We start from the raw sequence: 23,511 nt of genomic DNA on the forward strand, positions 1-23,511 counted from the left end.
CATTGCCATAGTCAACCACAGGAGGATACCCACCGTGAAGCACGTGTACATAGGCGGATACGGCCCGGGCATCGTGACGACCGGCGGCGACCTGACCAGGGTGGCGGCCCCGTCGTTCCTGGCCGCCCATCCCACCCTGCCGGTGCTGTACGCCGTGGGAGAGCTCGAACGCGGCTGGCTCACCGCGTACACCGTGGGGGAGGAGGGCCTCAGCCCGCTCGACGAGCGGCCGAGCGAGGGCGACAGCCCCTGCCACGTCGCCGTGGATCCCACGGGCAGGCTCCTGGCGGCGGCCAACTACGGCGACGGCACGGCCGTCGTCTACCACCTCGACTCCAGGGGCGCGTTCGCGGGCGAGCCGATCGTGCTGCGGCACGAGGGCTCGGGCCCCGACCCTGATCGCCAGGCGGGCCCGCACGCCCACGAGGCCGTCTTCCACGACGGCCTCCTGCACGTCTCCGACCTCGGCACCGACGAGATCCGCCGCTACCGCCCCGACGGAACGCCGCTGGAGCCGATCACGATGGGACCGGGCACCGGTCCGCGCCACTTCGCCTTCACGGGCTCACGCCTGTACGTCGCGGGCGAGCTCGGCGGCACCGTCACCCTCGTCGAGGGCGAGCGGCGCACGTCCGTGCCCGCCTCCGGGCAGGCGGGCGAGAACGCCCCCTCGCACCTGGAGCTCGCCGGCGGCCTGGTCTACGTCGCCAACCGCGGCCCCAACACGATCTCGGTGTTGCGGGACGACCTGTCGGTGGTGGCCGAGGTGCCGTCGGGCGGCGACTGGCCGCGGCACTTCGCCATCGACGGTGACCGCATGTACGTGGCCAACCAGCGCTCCGGCACCGTGAACGTCTTCGCGCTGAAGGACGGCGTCCCCGAGCCGACCGGGCAGGTGTACGACGTGGAGAGCCCGGCCTGCGTGCTGATCACGTGAGGGGCCGACCGGGTTGTGCCCTGCGGAGCAGGCGGGGATGGCTGCGAACGAAGGTCACGATGAAGAGGATCTGGATGCCGCCCTCGACGAGGAGCAGGAGCCCGGAGTCGAGCGCCGCGAGGGCGGATCCTCCGGTGAGGCCCTCCAGCGCTCGCAGCAGCGTGCCGATCACGATGGGTGCGGTGAACAACCCGAACGCGGTCAGCGCGACGGTCGCTCCGCCCACCAGGAAGAGGGAGTAGACGCGCGTGGCCCGGCGCGCGTGGGGAGCGAGCCCGGCCGTCGGATCCGTGACGGAGGGCGGACGGCGCCGCAACGTGTCCAGGATGCGCGTTCTGAGGTATCTCGCATAGGCGATCCCGTCGCCGAAGAGGTTCCGGGTCCGCAGCAGCTCACACAGCACGTAGTAGAGGTCGGTGCGCATGTAGACCTGCAGCTGGAAGGGGATCGCCATGAGGACGGCGAGGGCGAGCGCCTGAAGGACAGCCCGTACGACCTCGGGCAGCGGGGCATGGGCGGCCACCAGGATCACGGACGCGATCACGAAGACGTCCCACGCCGGCCCGGCCAGGTAGACGCGGTAGCGCGAGCGCCTGGGGAGCCCCCACACGCCGGTGACGTCCGTCTGCACGACGAGGTTGTGCAGACGGGTCCCGAAGCCGATGCGTCCCCGCGCCCCGAGGGAGCGCGCGGCGGCGAGGTGCATCAGCTCGTGCACCGAGATGGAGGCCGACATCATCACCGTGTTGACCAGAACCGTGAGGCCGACATAGTCGGACCAGAAGAAGTGGGCGTAGACCGGCACCAGCTCGTCGCGCGTGGCGAGGGTGAGCAGGGCCGCGGCCACGACGACGAGCCAGAGCGCCTTCACCGGCGGGCTGAAGAGCCAGGCGACATGCCGCTCGGTCAGCCGGTGGAAATGGCTCGGGGGCACGTCCGCGGCAGGGTCGGGCAGCGGATCCCCTTCGATGGAGGCGATGAACCCGAGCGCGCTGAGAGCCTCCACGAGTTCCGCGAGGTCGATCTCCACATGGTGGACTTCGGCCATCCGCCGCCGTACGGCTCCGACGGACAGGTCCGCGGCCATGAGGGTGATCGCCGCACCGTACACGGCGGGCAGCTCGACGAACTCCCCGATCTCGGGCCTGCCGACCACCGCGATCTCCGGATCGTCGTCGTGCGGGCGGACGATCAGCCGGTGAAAGGCGACCCTGCTCTCCGCGGTGACGGCGCTCACGAAGCCTGAACCCCGCAGGCCGGGCAGTCGTCGTAGCGCGGGACGTCCACGAAGTAGTAGTGGTCCCACATGGCGAAGTTCGAGTGGAAGATCCGCCCCCGTGCCTGGGTGGGGAGGCCGCCGAGATGGTAGAGGACCTCCAGCGCGCAGAGGTGGCCGCTGATGTTGGCGCTGGCCGCGTTCACGGCGTTCGGCCGTCCTTCGGTGAGCGGGGTGCCGTGCGCCTTGAACTCGTGCTGGTCCTCCTTACGCCGCAGGCACGCCCAGCAGCCGGTCTCACCGGGGATCATGGACCCGACCACGGCCATCGGCCCTGTGTAGAGACTCGTGAACCAGGGCGTCCGGGTGCGCAGCGCGGCCTCGTTCGTCCAGAACATGATGTCGGGCTGGGGCTCGTCCGCACAGAGCACGAAGACGTCGGAGCCCTCGATCAGGGAGGCGATGTCGTCCGCGCCGTCCGCCTTGATCGTGTTGCCCGTCACCTCGACGAGGCTGTTCATCGAGCGCAGCCGGTGCACGGCGGCGTCGACCTTGGGGCGGCCGATGTCGGCCTCCGTGTAGAGAAGCTGCCGGGTGAGGTTCGGCTCCTCCACGACGTCGAAGTCGGCGACGTTCAGCGCCCCGATTCCGCTGGAGACGAGCCCGGCCGCCACGGCCGTGCCGGTCCCGCCGAGGCCGAGCAGGCTCACCCTGGCGTCTTTGATCCTCGACTGAACCTCGTACGGCGAGCTGCGCGGCGTGGGGTCGACCCACGTGAACAGGTTCTTCTGCGGCCCGTAACGCTCGGCCTCGCGCGCGGTCAGGTTGCCGGGGACCGGCGCGCCCGCGTCCTCGACGAAGCCGCCGGCGATCAGCTCGCCGATGACGCCACGGATGCTGTCCTCGTCCGCTTCGCCATGGGCGGCTGTGAAGGCGGCGCAGATCTCATCGACGGTCCGGGTCCCGTCCATCAAGGTGATCAGCAGGGCGATGGCGCCGTCCGCGTCATCCTGGATCTCGGCAGAGACGCCCTGTTGCATCAGGCCGATGACGATGCGGCCGCCGGGCATGGCCATGGGCCGGTGAACGCGCTTGATCTGCGGGAGTCGCATGCCTGCCTTCCAGGTCGTTGCACGGAGCGGCCGGCCAGGCGCGGCCTGGCCGGCCAGGACGTCACAGATCAGGCGTCCATGGATCGCTCGGTGGTGGTCTCGATCCTCTCCAGGCGCCGGATCGTAAGGGTGACCTTCTTCTTCTCCTCGACCGGGCTGTCGGTCTCGTTCTGGGCGGTCTCGTCCATGACGGCTCCTTCCTCTGCCGTACGGTGCGCTGCGCCGGAGCGCTCACAGCCGCCCCGGTGCATCCGCACGTCACGCGAATCAGTGAGACGGTAGGGGCGTCCGTCCTCGCCTGGTCCTCGATCGCTCCTTCGCGAGGTGCGGGCGCCGTCGCGGCGGGACACGCGGACCGGTACGCCGCGCGCCGCGGGGCGCGCGCCGGCCACCGCGACTCCGGCAGAATGGCATCGTCGTCAGTTCGGGCCGGCGGACCTGGCGTTTGGTCTAGACCACTGCCCGCCCGACCGGCAGAATGCGGTCTGAACGTGGTCTGAACATGTGATTCTGACCATATGATTCTGGACGTGAACCCCATCGGGAGGAACCCGCCATGCGTATTGGAGTGCTCACCGGGGGCGGCGACTGCCCCGGCCTGAACGCCGTGATCCGGGCAGTGGTCCGCAAGGGGGTGAGCGTGTACGGCCACGAGTTCGTCGGCTTCCGTGACGGCTGGCGCGGCCCGCTCGAAGGCGACACGATGCCGCTCGACATCCAGGCCGTGCGCGGCATCCTGCCGCGCGGAGGGACCATTCTCGGCTCCTCGCGCACCAACCCGATCAAGATCGAGGGCGGCGTCGACCGGATCAAGGACAACCTCGCCTCGACCGGCGTCGACGCGCTGATCGCCATCGGCGGCGAGGACACCCTGGGCGTCGCCAAGCAGCTCTACGACCGCGACGTCAAGGTCGTGGGCGTGCCCAAGACGATCGACAACGACCTGTCGGGCACCGACTACACCTTCGGCTTCGACACCGCCGTCAACATCGCGACGGAGGCCATCGACCGCCTGCACACCACCGCCGAGTCCCACCACAGGGCGCTCATCTGCGAGGTCATGGGCCGGCACGCCGGCTGGATCGCCCTGCACGCGGGCATGGCCGGCGGCGCGAACGTCATCCTCATCCCGGAGAAGCCGTTCGACATCGACCGGGTCTGCGAATACGTGGAGTCGCGGTTCCGCACCCGCTACTCGCCGATCATCGTCGTCGCCGAGGGCGCCCACCCCGTCGAGGGCCAGATGGAGCTGCAGGCGGGCGAGCTCGACGCGTTCGGCCACGTCCGGCTGGGCGGCATCGGCGAGGTGCTGGCCAAGGAGATCGAGAAGCGCACCGGCAAGGAGGCCCGCACGACGGTGCTCGGTCACATCCAGCGCGGTGGCACCCCGACGGCCTACGACCGGGTGCTGGCCACCAGGTTCGGGCTGCAGGCCATCGACGCGGCCCACGAGGGCGACTACGGCAAGATGGTCGCGCTGCGCGGCACCGACATCGTCCGCGTCGGGCTCGACGAGGCCACGGCCGAGCTGAAGACCGTGCCCGTCTCGCGCTACGCGGAGGCGGAGGTGTTCTTCGGCTGACTGTAAGCGGGCTGCAAGCGGGCGGCCGTAGCTTCTGCGTCAGCGGGGTTACCGCTACAACCCCCCAAGGGGTACGGCTTGCGCCGCAGCGAGTTGGCGGCCCACCTGTGCGACGCGGGCCGTACCCATGACATAGATCATCGGCGGGGCGCGGCGGAGAGATCCATCTCCGGCGCGCCCTCGTCGTGCGCGCGCAGCCGTTCCCGGTAGGCCGCCTCGTTGCGCAGCTCCTTCTCCGACGGCGACAGCAGGGCCGCGAGCAGCAGGCCGACGGTGATCACGCTGGTGCCGACGATCAGCGGCAGCAGGAAGTCGACGCCCTGGGCGCCGGGCACAGCCCCCACCTCGTGGTGCGGCGTCACCGTCATGGAGTACATCCCGGTGTAGTGCATGCCCGCGACCGCCACGCCCATGACGAGCGCCGCGGCGCCGATCTTGAGAGCACCGCTGACCCGTACGGTGAACCACAGCGCCGCCGTGGCCGCCGCGATCGCGATCAGCACCGAGACCGAGACGATCACCGGGTCATAGGAGACATGTGCTGACATGTTCATCGCGGCCATGCCGAGATAGTGCATGCTCGCCACGCCGGCTCCGGTCAGCAGACCGCCGCCGAGCAGGGAGCTCAGGCGATCGGCGCCGTACGCGGCGAGGAACAGCCCCACCCCCACGACCACGACCGCGATGAGCGCGGAGGTGACCGTGAGCGGCACGTCGTAGCGGATGGCCATGCCGGGGATGGAGAAGCCGAGCATGGCGATGAAGTGCATCGTCCAGATGCCCGTGCCGCCGATGGCGAGGGCGGCTCCCACCAGCCAGAACGCGCCGGCGCGCCCGCCGACCACACGGGCCCGCGAGGTCAGGAGCAGGCCCAGCATCGAACCCATGCTGGAGACGGCGTAGGCGGCGACGGGCGTCACGAGCCCGAAGGAGAAATGATCGACCGACGACATACCCACCCATCCCTCGCGTACTGATAAGGGAGTATGGGCGGGTGATCGTCGGCCGCGCAACTACCTTCTGCGCGAGCGCGACGGCTGCCTGCGCGACGGCTGGGCCTGGCCGCCGGGCGCCGGCATGGACGAAGGATCGGCCTGCGGGGCGGGCGCCTGGGGATAGGAACCCTGGGGGAAGGGAGCCTGTGAGAAGGGAGCCTGGGGCGTGGGAGCCGCCATCGGCATCGGCGCGGGCGCCACACCGGGCGAGGGATGGGCGAGCTGCTGCTGTTGCTGCGCGGTGCGCCGGCGCAGCTCCAGCTTGGCGAGGAGCTCCGCGTCCTCGTGCAGTTCCTCCTCCGACGGAGAGAGGATCACCATGAGGAGCATGGTCAGGGTGATCAGGCTGATCACGGTCATGAGGGGCACGAGGAAGTCGAGCGCGTCGGCGCCGGCGATCATGCCGGGCTCCGAGTCGACCGTGACGTGCATCGCGTACATGCCGGTGTAGTGCATGCCGGACACGGCCACGCCCATGACCAGGGCGGCGCCGGTGATCCAGATGGGCTTCCTGACGCGGAGGGTGAACCACAGCGCCGCCGTCGCGGCCACCACGGCGATGACCACGGAGATCGCCACGGTGACGCGGTCGTAGGAGACCTGGGCGGACATGTTCATCGCGTACATGCCCAGGTAGTGCATGGAGGCCACCCCGAGCCCCGTCAGCAGGCCGCCGCCGAGCAGGGCCAAGAGGCGGCCGCGGCCGTAGGAGACGAGGAACAGGCCGGTGCCCACGACGATGATCGCGACGGCCGCCGAGGCCGCGGTGAGCCACACGTCGTACTTGATCTGGGTGCCCTCCACCTGGAAGCCCATCATGCCGATGAAGTGCATGACCCAGACGCCCGTGCCGCCGATGGAGATGGCCGCGCCGAGCAGCCACCGCACCTTGGAACCCCCGCGCGAAGCGTGGGCCTGCGCGGTGAGACGCAGGCCGAGCATTGACCCGATGCATGACATCACGTAGGCCAGCAGCGGCGTGAGCGGCCCATAGGTGAAATGATTCACAGCGGTCATCTATCGCGTTCCTTGCATTAGGGGTCCCCGGATTCTGTCATCGGGAATGTCCCTTACGCATGGATATTGCAACTATCTGTCAACTTGTTATGTCGGAAACATGAGAAAGGCTCATGGCTATCGAGGGGCCGTTCTGGCGGGCGATCGCCGTCTTCCGCGTCGCGTCCGTGGTGTACGCGATCGTCCTGATGGCCCAGCACCGCGGCTACGAGCAGCCGGTCCTCGGCTGGCTGGTGATCGGCGTGATGGTGCTCTGGACCGCGGGGACGACGCTCGCCTACTCCGCCGCCGCGCTGCGCCGGTGGCCGCTGCTCGTGACCGACCTGCTCGTGGTGCTGGCCTGCCTGCTGGCCTCGCCGTACGTCCAGGGCGCCGAGCAGGGCGAGGCGGGCACGACGCCCGTCCCCGCGACCTGGGTCGCCGGGCCCGTGCTCGCCTGGGCCGTGCACGGCGGCCGGCGCGCGGGAGCGGTGGCGGCGCTCGCCATGGCGGCGGGCGACCTGTGGCTGCGCGTGCGCGCCCCCGACGTGCCCATCCTGATCAACGGCGCGGTCCTGCTCTTCCTGTCGGGCGTCGTGGTCGGCCACGTGGCCAGGCTCGCCAAGCAGGCCGAGGAGCGCATGCAGCGGGCCGTCGAGATGGAGGCCGCCCAGCGCGAGCGCGACCGCCTGGCCCGCGACATCCACGACTCGGTCCTCCAGGTGCTCGCCCTGGTGCACCGGCGCGGGCAGCGGCTCGGCGGCGAGGCGGCCGAGCTCGGCCGCCTCGCCGGTGAGCAGGAGTCCGCCTTACGCCGCCTCGTCGCCGACCGCCCCGGCGAGGCCGGCGAGCCGGGCTCCGCCGACCTGCGCACCCTCCTGCTGCGGCACGCCTCGTCCCAGGTGACGGTCTCCACCCCCGCCACGCCGCTGGTCCTGCCGGCGCCGGTGGCGGAGCAGGCGGTGGCCGCCGTCGGGGCGGCCCTGGACAACGTCAGGGCGCACTGCGGGCCGTCGGCGCGCGCCTGGGTGCTGGCGGAGCCGGGCGAGGGCACCGTGACGGTCAGCGTGCGGGACGACGGGCCGGGCATCCCGGAAGGGCGGCTGGACGAGGCGCTGGCCGAGGGGCGCATGGGGGTCGCCCGCTCCATCCGCGGCCGGGTGGCCGACCTGGGCGGTGACGTCTCGATCGTCAGCGTCCCCGGGCAGGGCACCGAGGTCGAGATCAGCCTCCCCGCGTGACCCCGCCCCCGCGACGCTGATCGTGGTCCTGCTCCGCCGAGGCCGGGGCGCGGGGCGCGGCCGGCGTTAGAGTTGCGGGCATGGTGCGGGTCATGGTGGTGGACGACCATCCCATGTGGCGTGACGGGATCTCGAGAGATCTGGCCGAGGCCGGCTACGACGTCGTGGCCACCGTGGGTGAGGGGCGGCAGGCGGTCAGGGTGGCCGGCGCGGTCCGGCCCGACCTCGTGGTGCTCGATCTGCGGCTGCCCGACATGCCGGGCCACGAGGTGGCCGCCGGGTTGTCCGGGCTGGAGGCGCCGCCGCGCGTGCTGGTGTTGTCGGCCAGCGCCGAGCAGGAGGACGTGCTGGAGGCGATCAAGGCGGGCGCGTCCGGATATTTGGTGAAATCGGCGAGCCGGGAGGAGTTCCTCGACGCCGTACGCAGGACAGCCGAGGGCGACGCCGTGTTCACCCCCGGGCTGGCCGGGCTCCTGCTGGGCGAATACCGGCGGCTGGCCGCGCAGCCCGCGCCCGCCGAGGGCCCGCGCCTCACCGAGCGCGAGACGCAGGTGCTCCGGCTGGTCGCCAAGGGGTTGTCGTACAAACAGATCGCCGAGCGGCTGGTGGTCTCGCACCGCACCGTGCAGAACCACGTCCAGAACACCCTCGGCAAGCTCCAGCTGCACAACAGGGTGGAGCTGGTGCGATATGCGATCGAGCAGGGCCTCGACGCGGACTAAACTCGGGGGCGCGCGACGTTGGCACCAACACGCCTTTTCCCCATTTCCCGGAGGTTCCACCATGACGATGTCTGCCCTGGGCGAGCCGTGCGTGCTGCTCAAGCTGGGCGAGATCGTCCTCAAGGGCAAGAACCGCGAGCTGTTCGAACGCCGCCTGATCGGTAACATCCGCGACGCGCTCCAGCCGCTCGGGATCAAGGTCGACGTGCGCAGACGGCACGGCGTGATCGCGATCTTCCTCCCCCAGGGCGCCACCGCGGAGCAGGCCGGAGCCGTGGCCGAGCGGGTCGCCGACGTGCCGGGGCTGGTGTGGATCCACCGGGCCTGGCGGGTCGAGAAAGACCCGGAAACGGTGCTGAAGGCCGGTCTCGAGCTCGTCGGGGAGAGCGAGGAAGCCAAGCGCGGCGCCCGCTTCGCGGTCCGCTCGCGCCGCCGCGACAAACGTTTCCCGCTGCGCTCCAACGAACTCGACCGCATGGTGGGCGGCGCGATCAACGACGAATACCGCCTGCCCGTCGACCTGAAGAACCCCGAGCTGACGGTGTTCATCGAGGTCGACAGGGACGAGGTGTTCGTCTTCACCGACGGCATCCCCGGCCAGGGCGGCCTGCCGGTCGGCAGCAGCGGGCGGGCGCTGGTGCTGATGTCGGGCGGCATCGACTCGCCGGTGGCGGCCTACCGGATGATGCGGCGCGGCCTGCACGTCGACTTCCTGCACTTCTCGGGCATCCCGTTCACCACCTCCGAGTCGATCTACAAGGCGTACGCGCTGGTGCGGAAGCTCGACAGGTTCCAGGGCGGCTCGCGGTTGTGGGTGGTGCCGTTCGGCAAGGCGCAGCAGTCGATCCGCACCTCCGGCCAGGACCGCCTGGCCGTGATCGCCCAGCGGCGGCTCATGCTCAAGACGGCCGAAGAGGTCGCCCACCGCATCCGCGCCGCCGCGCTGATCACCGGTGACGCGCTCGGGCAGGTCTCCTCGCAGACCCTGACCAACATCACGGCTCAGGACAACGCGGTCGAGCTGCCGATCCTGCGGCCGCTGGTGGGCTGGGACAAGACCGAGATCATGGCCGAGGCCCGGCGCATCGGCACGCTGGAGATCTCGGAGCTGCCCGACGAGGACTGCTGCTCCCTGCTGGCGCCCAAGCGCGCCGAGACGCGGGCCAAGATCGACGACCTGAAGCAGATCGAGAAGCGGCTCGACGCCGAGGAGCTGTGCGTGCAACTGGCCGACTCGATCCAGGAGTACACGCTCTAGGCGGTCCCGCACGGCCGGCGCCCTGATCCACCCCTCGGCCGGCGGGCGGATCAGGGCGGTCGTCACCGGGACGACCGGGACGGCGAACGACAGGAGCCCGGGCAGAGGATGAAGGGGCGGGTCAGGCGGCGACCGCGGCCGCGGTCGACTTGCCGAGCAGCGCGGGGAAGTCCGTCATGACCTGGGCCAGCTCACCCAGGTCGGTGTCGACGAGCGCCTGCGGGCCGTCGCAGAGCGCCTGCTCGGGCTGCGGGTGCACGTCGATGATCACGCCGTCGGCGCCCACCGCGATGGCCGCGCGGGTCAGCGGCAACACCAGGTCACGCCGGCCGCCGGAGTGCGACGGGTCGATGATCACCGGCAGGTGCGACAGCCGCTGCGCCACCGGGACCGCGGAGACGTCGAGCGTGTTGCGCGTCGCCGTCTCGAACGTCCTGATGCCCCGCTCGCACAGCACGATGTCCAGGTTGCCGCGCTGCGCGATGTACTCGGCGGCCATCAGCCACTCCTCGATCGTGGCGTTCATGCCGCGCTTGAGCATCACCGGCCGCCCGGCCGCGCCGACCGCCCGCAGCAGCGCGAAGTTCTGCGCGTTGCGGGTGCCGACCTGCAACATGTCGGCGTACGACGCCACCAGCTCGACGTCCTGGGCGTCCACGACCTCCGTCACGATCGGCAGCCCGGTCTCCTCGCGCACGTCGGCCAGGATGCGCAGGCCGGCCTCGCCCAGCCCCTGGAACGCGTACGGCGACGTGCGCGGCTTGAACGCCCCGCCCCGCAGCAGCGCCGCTCCCGCCGACTGCGCCATCCTGGCCGCGTCCAGCGTCTGCTGGCGCGTCTCCACCGCGCACGGCCCCGCGATCAGCGTCACGGTGTCGGGGCCGATCGGCACGCCGCCCACGTGGACCGTGGAGCGTTCTGGATGGTTCTCCCTGCTGACCAGCTTGTACGGCGTGGTCACGCGCATCACGTCGCGCACCCCCGGCATGCCGCGCAGGCCGGCCGCGTCGAGCTGGGTGACGTCGCCGACCAGGCCGACGATGGTGCGGCGCACCCCCTTGCTGATGAAAGCCTCCACCCCGGCCGCCTCGACGACCGACACGATCGACGTGAGATCGTCCGGCGTGGCCTCCGGGCCCATCACGATCACCATCTGCTTCTCCTTCTGCCTGAAAACACGAAAGGCCCCGGGTCCACGTGGACCCGGGGCCTTTCGTTCGCCTGTCTGCTAGCGCAGCGTCAGATGGCGAACGGACTCGGGTCCGTCGCCATACCAAAACCAGAACGCTGTGCGCATAGACCCCAATCGTAGCGCACCGCACCCGGCCGCGTGCCATCGGCGGCCCGATGGCAGGATGGCCCAAGACGCGAGACCGGTGAGGGGAGTGATCGTGGAGGAGTCGCGCCTGCCTCCAGGCCAGTACGTCCCGCGCGGCAGACCCGTGATCCACTACGGCAGGGTCCCCACGTTCAAGCCCGAGAGCTGGGACTTCCGCGTGTTCGGGGCCACCGCCACCGGCGAGGAGCACTGTTACACCTGGGAGGAGTTCGAGCGGCTGCCCCGCACGACCCGGCTCGCCGACTTCCACTGCGTCACCAAGTTCTCGCTCATGGCCAACGAGTGGCGCGGCGTCGCCCCCGCCACCATCATCGGCGCATTCCCGCCCGACCCCGGCGTGCGCCACGTGATGATCTGGGCCGAGTACGGCTACAGCGCCAACCTGCGGATGTCCGACTTCACCGCCCCCGGCACGCTGTTCGCCATGGAGCTCGACGAGAAACCGCTCAGCCCTGACCGCGGCCACCCGGTGCGGATCGTGGTGCCCCACCTCTACGCGTGGAAGAGCGTCAAATGGGTGCGCGGCATCGAATATCTCCTCGAGGATCGCCGGGGCTTCTGGGAGGAGCGCGGCTACCACAACCTCGCCGACCCCTGGCGCGAACAGCGCTACTCCTACCAGGAAGAACCCGGCGAGGGCCCGCCGTAGCGCAAGAGCGGTCTCACTGCGGGTTTCGCCCCGGACACGGCGCGTTGTTGGCTACGGTGGCCCGCATGCTGACTGGCGTGGCGCTGTTCCTGCTGGCCTTCGCCGCCGGTTACGGGCTGGCCAGGACGCGGCCGTGCCGTGACGCGCTGCCGCAGGGCCGCAGGTCGGACGAGGCGACGTTCACCACGTTGCACATCGCCGCGCTCGCCGCCCCCGCCCTGCGCGCGGGGCTCGGCCGCGACTCCGCCCGCAAGGCCGTCCGGCACCTGCGCACGCTGCTCGGCACCCACGCCGTCGCGATCACCTCGGCCGAGGCGGTGCTGGCCTGGGACGGCCTGGCGGACGGGCCACGCGAAGGGCCGCGCGAAGGGCCGCGCGAAGGGCCGCGCGAAGGGCCGCGCGAAGGGCCGCGCGAAGGGCCGCGCGAAGGGCCGCGCGAAGGGGACGTGCTCGCCCACGCCCGCGCCACGCTGGCCGCCGGCCGGGCCCAGGTGTTCCCCGGCGAGCCGTACGCGGCGGTGGTGGTGCCGCTGACCGTGGACGGCGCGGTCGTGGGCACGCTGGCTGCCCACGACGACGAGGTCAGCGCCGCGCTCGTGCGCACCGTCACCGAGGTCGGCCGCTGGGTCTCCGGCCAGCTGGAGCTGGCCGACCTGGACGCCTCGCGGCAGCGCGCGCTGGAGGCCGAGATGCGCGCGCTGCGCGCCCAGATCTCGCCGCACTTCATCTACAACGCGCTCACCACGATCGCCTCGTTCGTCCGGACGAACCCCAGGCGCGCCCGCGAGCTCCTGCTCGACTTCGCCGACTTCGCCCGCTACGCCCTGCGCAGGGCCAACGACTTCACCACCCTCGCCGACGAGCTGACCTGCGTCGACCGCTACCTGCTGCTGGAGCGCGCCCGCTTCGGCGACAAGCTGCGCTTCACCGTGCAGGTGGCTCCGGAGGTGCTGCCGGTGCCCGTGCCGTTCCTGTGCCTGCAGCCGCTGGTGGAGAACGCCATCAAGCACGGCATGCGGGGCGACGGCGGCGCCGCGGGGGAGGTGCGGGTCGTGGTGCGCGACGCGGGCCCCGAGGCGCACATCACCGTCGAGGACGACGGCGCGGGGATGGATCCCGAGTGCGCGCGGCGCATGCTCGACGACGAACCCGGCCGCGAGGGCGGCGGCATCGGGCTGGCGAACGTGGACCTCAGGATGCGCCAGATCTACGGCGACGGCTACGGGCTCGTCGTGGAGACCGCGCTGGGCGCCGGCACCAAGGTGCGGTTGCGCGTACCGAAGACACAACTTGGCTCATAGTAGTCAATTCATTACGCTAAGCTGGCTTACCCCTTGTGGCCTCTGCTTTTCTACGGCAGCGTGGTGGACATGCTGAGAGTTCTGGCCGTCGACGACGAAGTGCCGGCTCTGGAGGAGCTCGCCTACTTGTTGCGCCAGGACGCCCGGATCGAGCAGGTCACGACCGCGGCCGACGGCGTCACCGCGCTGCAGGACATGGTGCAGATGATCGGCGCGGGCGAGCGGCTCGACGGCGTCTTCCTCGACATCCGGATGCCCGGGCTCGACGGGCTCGACCTCGCCCGGCTCGTCGGCGGCTTCCCCAGCCCGCCCCGGCTGGTCTTCGTGACGGCCCACGAGGAGTGCGCGGTGCAGGCGTTCGAGCTGGAGGCGGTCGACTACCTGCTGAAGCCGGTCAGGGCCGAGCGGCTGGCCGAGGCCGTGCGCAGGCTGGAGGCCGCCACCTCGCCCGCCGCCGAGCCGGGCCAGGACGACGTGATCCCCGTCGAGCTGGGCGGCCGCACCCGCTTCGTGCCCCAGCAGGCCGTCTGGTTCGCCGAGGCCAAGGGCGACTACGTGCGCCTGCACACCGTCGACGGCAGCTATCTCGTGCGCATGTCGCTGGCCGCGCTGGAACGGCGCTGGTCGGAGGCCGGGTTCATCCGCATCCACCGCAGCACTCTGGTGTCGGCCAAGCACGTCAGCGAGCTCAGGTTCGAGGGCGGGCGGGTGTCGCTCACCGTCGGCACCGAGACGCTGCAGGTCAGCAGGCGGCACAGCCGCCAGGTCCGCGAACAGCTCGTACGCCAGCACAGGGGCGTGATCTCGTGACGGTCGGCGGAGGAGTGGTCCGGTGACGGCGGAGCGCCGTGTCGTCGTCTCGCGACGGCCGGTCGCCCTCGGGCGCGGCCGGCGACGCGTCGACGAGCACGGCAGGCAGGTCCCGCCCGACGTGCCGGCCATCGTGGGGCGCCAGTTACGGCAGGCCATGCTGACGGTGGCCGCCGTCGCCGCGGTGCTGGCGGGCGTTCCCGTCATCGCCATGTGGGTGCCCGCCCCCGAGGTCTGGGTGGCGCTCTCGCTGGCCGCCCAGGCCGCCTGGGTGGGGCTGGCCGTGGTGCAGCTGAGACGGGCGGAGCGGCTGGAGAAATGACCGTCGCGGTGCTCACCGGGATCGCCTTCGTCGTCGTACTGGGCGTGATGGTGGGCGCCGCGCGGCCGCGCCGCTCCAGCGGCCTGGCCGACTTCCACGTGGCGGCCAGGGAGGTGCCGCCCTGGTGGAACGGTGCCGCGATCTCCTCCGAGGTCACCTCGGCGGCGGCCTGTCTCGGCACCGCGGGGCTCATCGCCACCCACGGCGGGCCGATGTTGTGGTATCCGGTCGGGGCCGCCGCCGGGTTCGTCGTCATCCTGGCGCTGGTCGTGGCGCCGCTGCGCCGCTCGGGGACGTACACGCTGCCCGACTTCGCCGGATGGCGGCTCCGCTCGGCCCGGCTGCGCCCGTTCACCACCTGCTTCCTCCTGGTCATCGGGCTGGCGTTCATGGTCGCCCAGTTGCACGCCGCCGGGATCGTGGTGCGGCTGCTGACCGGGCTGCCGCCGTGGCTGGGCTGGGCGGCCGTCGGGGCGGCGACGCTGGGCGTGGCGGTCGCGGGCGGCCTGGGGAGCGTGACGAGCCTGCAGGCCTCGCAGTTCTGGCTGAAGCTGGTCGTCTTCCTGGGCGTGGGGGTCATCTGCTGGTGGATGTCGGGCGCGCGGCCGATCACCCTGTTCGAGGGCTCCTACCGGGCCGGGGTGGCCGGGCTGGCGGGGGCCGGCGACCCGTCGCTGCCCGGGGTGCTGGCGGTGCTGCTGGCGTGCGCGCTGGGCACGATGGGGCTGCCGCACGTGATCGTCCGCGTCTACACCAACAGGGACGCCCGCGCGGCCAGGCGGTCGATCGTGGCGGCCCAGGTGATGCTGGCGGTGTTCGGCGTCGTCCCGCCGTTGTACGGGGCGCTGGGGCACCGGCACGCGCGCGACGCGGCGGCGGACGAGATCGTGCTCCTGCTGCCCGCCAGGATGTTGCCCGGGGCCGCCGGAGAGGTGCTCACCGGGGTGCTGGCGGCCGGGGCGTTCGCGGCGCTCCTCGCGACCATGGTGGGCGTGCTGGTGGCCGTCGGGGGCGCGGTGTCGTCATGCGTGCCGCCGGCGGGCGCCCGTTCCTTCCGCGCCGCCGTGACCGCGGTGCTGCTGGCGGCGCTCGCCCTGACCGCGGCCAGCACCCCGCGGGAATCGGTGGCGCTGGTGGTGGTCGGCTTCACCCTCTCCGCAGCCACGTTCTGCCCGATGCTGGTGCTCGGCATCTGGTGGCGGCGGCTGACGGACGCGGGGGTGGCGGCGGGGTTCGCCCTGGGAGGGGGCGTGACCGCCGCGCTCGTGCTCAGCGAGCAGGCAGGCGTGCGCGTGGGGGAGCCGGCGTCCTATCCCGCGCTGGTCGCGGTGCCGGTGGCGTTCGCGGCCATGGTCATGATGTCCCTGGTCACGCCGGGCCGGGTGCCGAGCGGGGTGGGGTGGATGATGGCCAGGATGCACGTGCCCGAGCCGGGTGCGGGCCCCCCAGACTGCCGCTCATCGCAGCCCGGTGACCGCTCGTCGCATTAGCACTCTCCGTATGGCGATGACTACAGACCGTTCGACGAGCTGTCCGTAAACGGGGTTTCGCCCGCATGATCGCGACCGTAGTGTTTCGGCATCGGATAGCCACCCCGGCGCGTTGGGGGGACGAGCCGCAAGGCTCACAGCAGATCTGATGCGCCGGATTCACCGGCGACCGCGCAGGTCGCCGCGGCGGCCGGGCCCTGACCGGGGGGTAGGGCCCGCCACGCCGTTCCGTGAGGGGGCGCCCGCTGAGGCCGCGAGAACCGGCCCCGCGATCCGGGCCACGGGGGCTCCGGATCACGCGAGCGGGCGTCCCTCATCATGTTCGGTGGCCCCGTTACGGTTGTGTCCGGCTGCCACCGGTGGTCGCGCGACCGCGCACGGCGGGCGCTCCATGCCCGCGTCGACCGCGTACGCGCTCAGCCGTCGCGGAGCCGCTTGAGCAGGGCGATGTCCTCGGCGTGCTTGGGCGCCTTGCCCGGCGTCTCGATGCAGATCGGCACGCCCGCCACCGCCGGGTGCCGCATCAGCTCGGCGAACGGCCGCGCGCCGATGAGGCCGGCCCCGATGTTCTCGTGGCGGTCCTTCTTGGCGCCGCACGCGTCCTTCGAGTCGTTGGCGTGGATCAGCTTGAGCCGCCCGGGAGCGATCGTGTGCAGGGCGTCGAACGTCTCCCGCACCCCGCCCTCGGCCGCCAGGTCGTGACCGGCGGCGAAGGCGTGGCAGGTGTCGAGGCAGATGCCGGCCCGCGGATGCCAGTCGAGGGCCGCGAGGTAGGGCTCGATGTCCTGGACCGTGGCGCACAGCATGGCGCCCTGGCCCGCCATCGGCTCGAGCAGCAGGCCGGGCCCGCCGTCGGGGATCTCGTCGAGCAGCGGCAGCAGGTTTTCGCGGGTCTGGCGCAGCGCGTCGTCGCGGGGCTGCGTCACGGCCGAACCCGTGTGCACCACGACCCCCTTGGCGCCGGTCGCCACGCCGCGGCGCAGCGTGTGGCGCACGATCGCGATGGAGTTGGCCAGCGTCTCGGGACTGGGCGAGCCGAAGTTGGCGAGATAGGGCACGTGGATGAACGCGTCGACGCCCGACTCCGCCAGCCGGGCGTCCTGCTCGGGCTTGCCCTCGGTGAGCGCCCACCCTCGCGGGTTGGTGACGAACACCTGGATCATCTCGGCGCCGATCTCCGCCATGTATTTCAGGCCGCCCGTCGCGAGGCCGCCCGTCACGGACACGTGTCCGCCGATCAGGGATTTCAGGGTCATGATGACCGACAGTGTAGGCGCAGTGGCGGACACTTCCCGTACGCCACCGCGCCGGTCTGGTCAGCAGGCCCGTGAGACGGCCCCGTATGACCCGGTGAGGTGACCCGGTGAGGTGACGCGGTGAGGTGACGCGGTGGGGTGACCCGGTGGGGTGACCCGGTGAGGCGGTCGGGTGAGGCAGCCGGGTGAGGTGGCCCGCACAAAGGTTGCTCCAAGAGGCCGGCCTGTCCCCTTTGGCGGGCACGCGGGCGGGTAACGCCTCTTTCGTTCGCCAACGCAGGCCAGACGGGGAGAGCCCATGCGTGCCATCGCCATTTCCGCCTTCGGAGCCCGGCCGGAGCTCGTCGAGCTGCCAGAGCCCGTGCCAGGACCCGGCGAGCTGCTGGTCCGCCTGCGGGCCGCGGCCTACAACCCGGTCGACACGAAGATCGCGAGCGGCGCCATGACCGGATTGTCGCCCAGGTTCCCGCTCATCATGGGGCAGGACGCCGCCGGCGTCGTGGAGGCCGTCGGGGCCGAGGTCACCGCGTACGGGCCCGGTGACGAGGTCTACGGCCGCTTCAGCGACCCCGCCCGCGGCCTCGGCGGCTACGCCGAGTACGGCGTGGTGGCCCAGGACGGGCCCGTCGCCCGCATGCCCAAGGGCCTGCTGCCCGAGCAGGCCGCGGCCGTGCCCACCGCGAGCGCGACCGCGTACGCCCTGGTCGAGACGGCTGAACTGGCCGAGGGCCGGACCGTGCTGATCGTCGGGGCGACGGGCGGTGTGGGCCAGGCGGCCACCCAGCTCGCCGCCCTGCGCCGCGCGTACGTCATCGCCACCGCCGCGCCGGACGCGGAGGACCTCATGAGCGACCTGGGCGCCAACGAGACGGTCGACCACACCAAGGGAGACGTGCCAGGACAGGTGCTCGCCGCCTGGCCCGACGGGATCGACGCGGTGTTCGACCTGGCCACCCCGGCCGGCGCCGTCGACGCCATGGCGGGCGTGCTGCGCCCGGGCGGCGTGATCTGCAGCGTCATCCACGCGCTCGACCCTGACGCCCTGGCCGCGAGAGGGCTGCGCGGCGTCAACGTGATCAACCGGGTCACCCCGGAGGTCCTGACGAGCCTGGCCGAGCTGATCGACGGCGGCGAGCTGCGCGTGCGGGTCGAGTCGCTGGTGCCGCTGGAGCGGGCGCCGGCCGTGCTGCGCGACATCGCCGCAGGCCACGCCAGGGGCAAGACCGTGATCACGATCTGACCCTGGCCCGGGACTTGGAGCATGACACAAAAGTCCCGGCCATTGGGGCGGCCGGTTCGGAGTTCTCGCGGATGGACCGGGCACGTAGCGCATGTGTGTACTTCAGACATGCCCGACACGCTCACCGCGCTCGACGCCTTCAACGCACGGCCGCCCGACGCGGCCGAGCGCGACCTGCTCGCCTGCTGCGCCTGCCGCGCCTTCACCGTGAAGGTCGCGGGCCTGCGACCGTACCGCGGGCTCGGCGAGCTGCTCGCCGCCGCGGACGCGGCCGTTCGGGAACTTGCGTGGTCCGGCGTGCTGGAGGCGCTGGGCGCGCACCCGAGGATCGGCGAGCGGGCGGCCGGCACCGGCACGGAGGCGGCCTGGTCGCGGCAGGAGCAGTCAGGGGTCGGCGACGCGTCGCGCGCGGCCCTGGCGGAGGGCAACCGGGCCTACGAGGAGCGTTTCGGGCACGTCTACCTCGTCTGCGCCACCGGCCTCGACGGCGCGGAGTTGCTGGCCAAGCTCACGTCCCGGCTGCGCAACGACGAGGAGACCGAGCGCGACGTCGTACGCGCCGAGCTGGCCGCGATCACGCGGGTGCGGCTGCGCAAGCTCATCGAGGAGGGGAGATGAGCTTCTCCACGCACGTGCTGAACGCGGTCACCGGGCTCCCCGCCGAGGGCGTCCGCGTGCGGCTGGAGCACGACGGAAGCGTCCTGGCCGAGGGGCGGACCGACGCCGACGGCCGGATCAAGGGCTGGGAGCCGGGAACCGGGGTGCACCGCGTCGTCTTCGACACCGGCGGCTACCTGCCCGAGACGTTCTATCCCGAGGTCGTCGTCACCTTCACCGTGACCGATCCCGGCCGGCACCACCACGTGCCCCTGCTGCTCAGCCCGTACGCCTACTCCACCTACCGAGGGAGTTAGATGGCCGTCAAGCTCGGGCCCAACCGCTACGGCAAGGCGGAGACGCGGCTCGTCCACGTCGTCAAGGACGGCCCCGTGCACCACGTCAAGGACGTCAACGTCAGCACGTCCCTGTCGGGCGACATGGAGGCCGTCCACCTGACCGGCGACAACGCCGCCGTGCTGCCGACCGACACGCAGAAGAACACCGTGTACGCGTTCGCGAGGAAACACGGCGTCGGCCAGATCGAGGAGTTCGCCCTCCTGCTGGCCGGCCACTTCGCCGGGTCGCAACCCTCGATCCACCACGCCAGGGTGGAGATCGAGGAGTACGCCTGGCGCCGCGAGGGCCCGCACTCGTTCGCGCGCGCGGGCGGCGAGGTGCGCACCTGCGTCGTCCACCGCGACCGCGACGGCCGCGCCACCGTGGTGTCCGGGCTCAAGGACCTGGTGCTGCTCAACTCGACGGGGTCGGAGTTCCACGGCTACATCGCCGACGAATACACCACGCTGCCGCCCGCCACCGACCGGGTCCTCGCCACAGCCGTCGAGGCACGGTGGCGGCACGCCGGTGACACCCCCTCCTACGGCTCGTCGTACGAGCGGGTGCGGCGATGCCTGGTCGAGGCGTTCGCGGACACGCACAGCCGCTCGCTCCAGCAGACCCTGTACGCCATGGGCGAGCGGGCGCTGACCGCCTGCGAGGAGATCTGCGAGGTCAGGCTGGCCCTGCCGAACAAGCACCACTTCGCCGTCGACCTGTCGCCCTTCGGCCTGGACAACGACAACGAGGTCTTCTTCGCCGCCGACCGCCCGTACGGCCTGATCGAGGGCAGTGTGCTGCGTGAGGACGCGCCCGACGCCGGATTCGCCTGGGAGTAGACATCGATGGATTTCTTGCGCCCCACGACGTGGGAGGAGGCGCTGGCCGCCAAGGCGGACCGGCCCGACGCGGTGCCCATCCAGGGCGGCACCGACGTGATGGTCGAGCTCAACTTCGACGTGCGCAGGCCCGCCGCGCTGCTCGACCTCGGCCAGGTGGCCGAGTTGCGCGCGTGGGGCATGGAGGGCGGCGCCTGCCGGGTCGGGGCGGGGGTGCCGTACACGACGATCATCGAGGAGCTGGGCGGGCCGCTGCCGGGGCTCGCGCAGGCCTCGCGCACGGTCGGCTCGCCGCAGATCCGCAACCGCGGATCCGTCGGCGGCAACCTCGGCGCGGCCTCACCCGCGGGCGACAGCCATCCGCCGCTGCTCGCCGCCGACGCGGTGGTCGAGGTGGAGTCGCGGGACCGGGGGGTCAGGATGATCCCCGCCACCGCGTTCTACCTCGGGGTCAAGCGCAGCGCGCTCGAACCGGACGAGCTCATCAGGGCCGTGCACGTCAGGCCCGCCACGGGGCCCCAGTACTTCTCCAAGGTCGGCACCCGCAACGCCATGGTGATCGCGGTGTGCTCGTTCGCGGTCGCGCTGCGCCCCGAGGAGCGGCGGGTCGGCACGGGGCTCGGGTCGGCGGCGCCCACGCCGCGGCGGGCGTACGAGGCCGAGGAACTGCTGGCGCGGGAGCTCGACTGGCAGGCGCCGCTCGACCCGGCGCTGCTCAGGAGGTTCGGCGAGCTGTGCGCGGCCGCGGCCGCGCCGATCGACGACGTCCGCGGCACCGCCGCCTACCGCGTGCACGCCATCGGGGTGATGGCCCGCCGCACGCTCACGTGGGCCTGGAACGACCATCTGGGAAGGAGGGCCGCCTGATGCGCGTCACCTTCACCGTCAACGGCCGCGAGGAGAGCGCCGACAACGTGTGGGAGGGAGAGAGCCTGCTGTACGTGCTGCGCGAGCGGCTCGGCCTGCCCGGCTCCAAGAACGCCTGCGAGCAGGGCGAGTGCGGCTCGTGCACGGTCTATCTCGACGGCGTGCCGGTCTGCTCGTGCCTGGTCGCCGCCGGTCAGGCCGAGGGGCGGCGGGTGCGCACCGTCGAAGGGCTGGCCGAGGGGGACCGGCTCGACCCGGTGCAGGAGGCGTTCGCGGAGTGCGGCGCGGTGCAGTGCGGCTTCTGCACGCCGGGGTTGATCGTGCAGGCGCACGACCTGATCGCGCGCGTCGAGCGGCCGTCGGACGCGGAGATCAGGGAGGCGCTGGCGGGCAACCTCTGCCGGTGCACGGGCTACGAGAAGATCCTCGAGGCGGTACGGCTGGCCGCGCGGCGGAAGGCGGCCACGTGAACGACCCGCGCACCGGCTCGACGTCCGAACCCGTCATCGTGATCGAGAACGTGCATGTCGCGCCGGTCACCGGCCCCGAGATCCCCTCCGGATACATCAGGATCGAGGGGGATCGCATCGCCGCGGTGGGTCCCGGGCCCGCGCCCGCCGCCCCGGGGACGACCCGGATCGACGGCTCCGGCTGCCTGGCCACGCCCGGCCTGGTCAACACCCACCACCATCTCTACCAGTGGGCCTCGCAAGGGCTCGCGCAGGACGCCACGCTGTTCGAGTGGCTGGTCGCCCTCTATCCTGTGTGGGCCGCCATGGACGCCGAGGTGGTCAAGGGGGCCGCCGCCGCCGGCCTGGGCTGGCTGGCGCTGTCGGGCTGCACCACCTCCAGCGACCACCACTACCTCTTCCCCAAGGGGAGAGGCGACCTGTTCGCGGCGGGCATCGAGGCCGCCCGCGAGATCGGCCTCAGGTTCCACCCGGCGCGCGGCTCCATGGACATGGGAGAGTCGAAGGGCGGGCTGCCGCCGGACGTCGTGGTCGAGGAGCTCGACGAGGTCCTGACCGCCACGGCCGAGGCCGTCGACGCCCACCACGACCCGTCGTTCTCCTCGATGGTGCGGGTCGCGGTGGGGCCGTGCTCGCCGTTCTCGGCCAGTGCCGAGCTGATGACGGAGTCGGCGGCGCTGGCCAGGTCCAAGGGCGTTCGCCTGCACACCCACATCGCCGAGACCCTCGACGAGGACGAGCACTGCCTGGAGCAGTTCGGGACGCGGCCCGTCGACTACATGGAGAAGCTGGGCTGGCTCGGGCCCGACGTGTGGTTCGCGCACACCGTGCACCTGAGCGACGCCGACATCGGCAAGCTCGCCGCCACCGGCACCGGCTCCGCCCACTGCCCCTCCTCCAACGGCCGGCTCGGGGCGGGCATCGCCCGCGTGTCCGAGATGTTGCGCCGCGGCATGAACGTGGGCCTCGGCGTGGACGGCAGCGCCTCCTCCGAGCTCACCCCGCTGGCCGGGGAGATGCGGCAGGCGCTGCTGTTCCAGCGGGCCCGATACGGTCCCGGGGCGCTCACGGCCCGGCAGGCCCTGGAGCTGGCCACCCTGGGCGGCGCCCGCAACCTGGGCCGCGCGGACGAGCTCGGCTCGCTCGAGCCGGGCAAGCTGGCCGACGTCGTCCTGTGGCCGGTCGGGCCCTTCGCCGCCGCCGTCGCCGACCCGGTGTGCGCGCTGGTCTTCGGGCCCGCGCCGCCGCCGGCCCTGGTGCTGGTCGGCGGGCGCACCGTGGTGGCCGGCGGCGAGCTGACGACCGTCTCCCAGGACGCGGCAGGGCGTGCGGGCGCCGCCGCCCGCCGGCGGCTGGTGCGGCTGGCGGAGGAGCGCGGCGTGCGCCCGGCGAGGCACGTCCACGAAGGCTTCACGGCGTGAGCGGCAGCTCGTAGCGGCTCACGAGGGTGACCGGGCCGTCCGGGTCGCGCTGCCCCGGCGCGCCGCCGACGGCGACGTCCCCGCGGTGCGCGAATCCGGCGGACTCGTAATAGCCGCGCAGCCGCCGGTTCGAGGCCACGCAGTCCAGCCGCAGCCGGTCGCGCCCCTGCCCGCGTGTCGTGTCCGCCGCCCATCCCAGCACGTGCGCGCCCAGCCCGGCCGCCCACCGGCGTACGGCCATGCGGTGCACGTATCCGGCCGTCCCGTCGTCGTCCCACAGGTTGTCGGACCAGTCCAGCGTGACGGTGGCGGCCACCTCGTCCCCGACGTGGACCAGCCAGGTCTCGCCCCGCGCGACGGCCGGCTCGATCCACGCCCGCTCGAACCTGTCCGGCCACTGCCGCACCCCCAGCGCGGCGAGCCAGGCGGCGCACTCGTCCAGCACCGCCAGGACCTGATCCTCCCGGCCCTTCTCCGCTCGCCGGTAAACGGGGTTCCATCCGGTTGTCATA

The 23,511-nt window shown here is 72.0% G+C and carries 24 protein-coding genes; 17 read left to right on the plus strand and 7 right to left on the minus strand.

What is annotated here, in order from left to right; all coding sequences use genetic code 11:
- Positions 1-34: 34 nt before the first annotated feature.
- Positions 35-937: a beta-propeller fold lactonase family protein gene (locus ABGB14_RS06730; RefSeq protein ID WP_347642655.1), complete on the plus strand. Its 903-nt coding sequence runs from the start codon at positions 35-37 to the stop codon at positions 935-937.
- Here the strand turns inward: ABGB14_RS06730 and ABGB14_RS06735 are convergent.
- Positions 930-2,174, minus strand: a complete 1,245-nt coding sequence (locus tag ABGB14_RS06735) for a hypothetical protein (RefSeq protein ID WP_347642656.1) — start codon at positions 2,172-2,174, stop codon at positions 930-932. The genes ABGB14_RS06730 and ABGB14_RS06735 overlap by 8 nt on opposite strands.
- Complete coding sequence (locus tag ABGB14_RS06740; RefSeq protein WP_347642657.1) at positions 2,171-3,265, minus strand: ThiF family adenylyltransferase; 1,095 nt, start codon at positions 3,263-3,265, stop codon at positions 2,171-2,173. Before ABGB14_RS06740 ends, ABGB14_RS06735 begins: the two co-directional genes overlap by 4 nt.
- A 556-nt stretch (positions 3,266-3,821) precedes the next feature.
- Between ABGB14_RS06740 and ABGB14_RS06745 the strand changes: the two genes are divergently transcribed.
- Entirely contained in the window at positions 3,822-4,847 is a 1,026-nt protein-coding gene (locus ABGB14_RS06745) for a 6-phosphofructokinase (protein ID WP_132514396.1), read from the plus strand.
- Positions 4,848-4,984: 137 nt separating this feature from the next.
- Here the strand turns inward: ABGB14_RS06745 and ABGB14_RS06750 are convergent, their stop codons facing one another.
- Positions 4,985-5,800, minus strand: a complete 816-nt coding sequence (locus tag ABGB14_RS06750; protein WP_347642658.1) for an MHYT domain-containing protein — start codon at positions 5,798-5,800, stop codon at positions 4,985-4,987.
- A gap of 60 nt (positions 5,801-5,860) precedes the next feature.
- Complete coding sequence (locus ABGB14_RS06755; protein WP_347642659.1) at positions 5,861-6,859, minus strand: MHYT domain-containing protein; 999 nt, start codon at positions 6,857-6,859, stop codon at positions 5,861-5,863.
- A 113-nt stretch (positions 6,860-6,972) separates the two neighbouring features.
- On the opposite strand from ABGB14_RS06755, the gene ABGB14_RS06760 reads away from it, so the two are divergent.
- The 3 genes from ABGB14_RS06760 to thiI all read left to right on the plus strand — a co-directional run bounded on the left by ABGB14_RS06760 (position 6,973) and on the right by thiI (position 10,059).
- Positions 6,973-8,079, plus strand: a complete 1,107-nt coding sequence (locus ABGB14_RS06760) for a DUF5931 domain-containing protein (protein WP_347642660.1) — start codon at positions 6,973-6,975, stop codon at positions 8,077-8,079.
- A gap of 80 nt (positions 8,080-8,159) precedes the next feature.
- A complete protein-coding gene (locus ABGB14_RS06765) occupies positions 8,160-8,801 on the plus strand; it encodes a response regulator transcription factor (protein ID WP_347642661.1) in 642 nt (213 codons plus the stop codon).
- 61 nt (positions 8,802-8,862) lie between these two features.
- Positions 8,863-10,059, plus strand: a complete 1,197-nt coding sequence (gene thiI, locus ABGB14_RS06770) for a tRNA uracil 4-sulfurtransferase ThiI (RefSeq protein ID WP_347642662.1) — start codon at positions 8,863-8,865, stop codon at positions 10,057-10,059.
- 121 nt (positions 10,060-10,180) lie between these two features.
- Here thiI and aroF read toward each other — a convergent pair whose 3' ends face one another.
- A complete protein-coding gene (gene aroF / locus ABGB14_RS06775) occupies positions 10,181-11,212 on the minus strand; it encodes a 3-deoxy-7-phosphoheptulonate synthase (protein WP_347642663.1) in 1,032 nt (343 codons plus the stop codon).
- Positions 11,213-11,450: 238 nt separating this feature from the next.
- Here aroF and ABGB14_RS06780 point away from each other — a divergent pair, with 238 nt between their 5' ends.
- The 5 genes from ABGB14_RS06780 (at position 11,451) to ABGB14_RS06800 (ending at position 15,970) form a co-directional block, all read left to right on the plus strand.
- Positions 11,451-12,047 carry a molybdopterin-dependent oxidoreductase gene (locus ABGB14_RS06780; protein ID WP_347642664.1) on the plus strand — a complete coding sequence of 199 codons (597 nt, stop codon included), beginning with the start codon at positions 11,451-11,453 and terminating at the stop codon, positions 12,045-12,047.
- A gap of 65 nt (positions 12,048-12,112) precedes the next feature.
- Complete coding sequence (locus ABGB14_RS06785) at positions 12,113-13,348, plus strand: histidine kinase (RefSeq protein ID WP_347642665.1); 1,236 nt, start codon at positions 12,113-12,115, stop codon at positions 13,346-13,348.
- Positions 13,349-13,417: 69 nt separating this feature from the next.
- The gene (locus tag ABGB14_RS06790) at positions 13,418-14,158 is read left to right on the plus strand and encodes a LytTR family DNA-binding domain-containing protein (protein WP_347642666.1); all 741 of its coding nucleotides are present in this window, start codon (positions 13,418-13,420) and stop codon (positions 14,156-14,158) included.
- Between the two features lie 22 nt (positions 14,159-14,180).
- On the plus strand, positions 14,181-14,480 hold the full coding sequence (locus ABGB14_RS06795; RefSeq protein WP_347642667.1) for a hypothetical protein: 300 nt from the start codon (positions 14,181-14,183) through the stop codon (positions 14,478-14,480).
- Positions 14,477-15,970, plus strand: a complete 1,494-nt coding sequence (locus tag ABGB14_RS06800) for a cation acetate symporter (RefSeq protein ID WP_347642668.1) — start codon at positions 14,477-14,479, stop codon at positions 15,968-15,970. Before ABGB14_RS06795 ends, ABGB14_RS06800 begins: the two co-directional genes overlap by 4 nt.
- A gap of 416 nt (positions 15,971-16,386) precedes the next feature.
- Here ABGB14_RS06800 and ABGB14_RS06805 read toward each other — a convergent pair whose 3' ends face one another.
- The gene (locus tag ABGB14_RS06805; protein ID WP_347642669.1) at positions 16,387-17,226 is read right to left on the minus strand and encodes a deoxyribonuclease IV; all 840 of its coding nucleotides are present in this window, start codon (positions 17,224-17,226) and stop codon (positions 16,387-16,389) included.
- Positions 17,227-17,524: 298 nt separating this feature from the next.
- On the opposite strand from ABGB14_RS06805, the gene ABGB14_RS06810 reads away from it, so the two are divergent.
- The 7 genes from ABGB14_RS06810 to ABGB14_RS06840 all read left to right on the plus strand — a co-directional run bounded on the left by ABGB14_RS06810 (position 17,525) and on the right by ABGB14_RS06840 (position 22,999).
- Positions 17,525-18,466 carry an NADP-dependent oxidoreductase gene (locus ABGB14_RS06810; protein WP_347642670.1) on the plus strand — a complete coding sequence of 314 codons (942 nt, stop codon included), beginning with the start codon at positions 17,525-17,527 and terminating at the stop codon, positions 18,464-18,466.
- Positions 18,467-18,574: 108 nt separating this feature from the next.
- Positions 18,575-19,084 carry a 2-oxo-4-hydroxy-4-carboxy-5-ureidoimidazoline decarboxylase gene (gene uraD, locus ABGB14_RS06815; RefSeq protein ID WP_347642671.1) on the plus strand — a complete coding sequence of 170 codons (510 nt, stop codon included), beginning with the start codon at positions 18,575-18,577 and terminating at the stop codon, positions 19,082-19,084.
- Positions 19,081-19,380: a hydroxyisourate hydrolase gene (gene uraH, locus ABGB14_RS06820; protein WP_347642672.1), complete on the plus strand. Its 300-nt coding sequence runs from the start codon at positions 19,081-19,083 to the stop codon at positions 19,378-19,380. Before uraD ends, uraH begins: the two co-directional genes overlap by 4 nt.
- On the plus strand, positions 19,381-20,241 hold the full coding sequence (gene pucL, locus ABGB14_RS06825; RefSeq protein WP_347642673.1) for a factor-independent urate hydroxylase: 861 nt from the start codon (positions 19,381-19,383) through the stop codon (positions 20,239-20,241).
- Between the two features lie 6 nt (positions 20,242-20,247).
- The gene (locus tag ABGB14_RS06830) at positions 20,248-21,108 is read left to right on the plus strand and encodes an FAD binding domain-containing protein (protein ID WP_347642674.1); all 861 of its coding nucleotides are present in this window, start codon (positions 20,248-20,250) and stop codon (positions 21,106-21,108) included.
- Positions 21,108-21,578, plus strand: coding sequence for a (2Fe-2S)-binding protein (locus tag ABGB14_RS06835; protein WP_347642675.1), 471 nt, complete (start codon positions 21,108-21,110; stop codon positions 21,576-21,578). Before ABGB14_RS06830 ends, ABGB14_RS06835 begins: the two co-directional genes overlap by 1 nt.
- Complete coding sequence (locus ABGB14_RS06840; RefSeq protein WP_347642676.1) at positions 21,575-22,999, plus strand: 8-oxoguanine deaminase; 1,425 nt, start codon at positions 21,575-21,577, stop codon at positions 22,997-22,999. Before ABGB14_RS06835 ends, ABGB14_RS06840 begins: the two co-directional genes overlap by 4 nt.
- Here ABGB14_RS06840 and ABGB14_RS06845 read toward each other — a convergent pair.
- Positions 22,989-23,510: a GNAT family N-acetyltransferase gene (locus ABGB14_RS06845; RefSeq protein WP_347642677.1), complete on the minus strand. Its 522-nt coding sequence runs from the start codon at positions 23,508-23,510 to the stop codon at positions 22,989-22,991. The genes ABGB14_RS06840 and ABGB14_RS06845 overlap by 11 nt on opposite strands.
- Between the last annotated feature and the right edge of the window lies 1 nt (position 23,511).

This window comes from Nonomuraea sp. B10E15 (assembly GCF_039871615.1).
In the GTDB taxonomy this organism is placed as follows: domain Bacteria; phylum Actinomycetota; class Actinomycetes; order Streptosporangiales; family Streptosporangiaceae; genus Nonomuraea.